The sequence below is a fragment of the Streptomyces sp. SID11385 genome (assembly GCF_010548245.1).
Lineage (GTDB): Bacteria > Actinomycetota > Actinomycetes > Streptomycetales > Streptomycetaceae > Streptomyces.
In genome coordinates this window covers 1-831 of sequence record NZ_JAAGLR010000897.1, presented here as the reverse complement: position 1 = coordinate 831, position 831 = coordinate 1, and the positions used below count along the sequence as shown (strand labels likewise).

General features: G+C 79.7%; 1 pseudogene. It reads right to left on the bottom strand.

Annotation, left to right across the window (positions count from 1 at the left end):
* Positions 1 to 831: pseudogene (locus G3I42_RS27370) on the bottom strand (hypothetical protein); the annotation flags it as partial.

Genomic DNA, 831 nt, shown 5'->3' with positions numbered 1-831 from the left:
GCGCGGGCGGCCCGTCGGGGCGCGGCGCCCTGGGCGGCTCGAAGCCGGTGTTCACCGGGAAGGAGGAGGTCTCGCTGACCGCGAAGCCGCCCTGGCCCTGCGGCGCCTGCGGGGACTGCGGCCCCTGCGGTCCCTGGGGTGCCTGCGGACCGGGCTGCCGCGGGGCGCGCGGCTGCGCGGCCGGCCCCTCGTCGTACGCGGCGGGGCGCCCGTCCTCGGGGTACCCGGGGGCCGGGAACTGGCCCGTCTGCGAGGCGGCGGGGAACTGGCCGGTCTGCGTGGGGTCCTGGTACTGCCCCTGCTGCGGCGGGACGGGGAACTGCCCGGTCTCGGACGGCCCCTGGTAGCCACCCCGCTCGCCCTGGTACTGGCCCTGCTGCGGCGCCGGGAACTGGCCGGTGGTGTCGGAGGCCGCCGGGTACTGGCCGGTGTCGTAGCCGTTCGCCTGCCCGTACGGGGCGGCGGGGCCACCCGGGGCGGGGAACTGCCCGGTCTCCTGCGGCGACCAGCCGTTCTGCTGCTGCCGCGCGGCCTCGTCGTAGCCGTAGCCCTGCGGCTGGCCCTGACGGCCCGGAGCGCCCTGCGCCCGGCCCTGATCCTGCTGCTCGTGGGACGGGGGCTGCGGCTGGTGCTGGTCCTGGTGCGGCGGGTAGCCGCCGTCCTGGCCCTGGCCGCCGGGTGCGTACTCCTCCTGCGGGCGGGCCCAGGCGCCGGTGTCCTCCGCCCCGTACCCGCCCTGCGGACCCCGCGCGTTCGCGGGACCGGCGGCGGGGAACGCGCCGGTCGACGCCGGGCCGCCCGGCGCCTCGTAGCGCCCGATGCCCTCGGGGG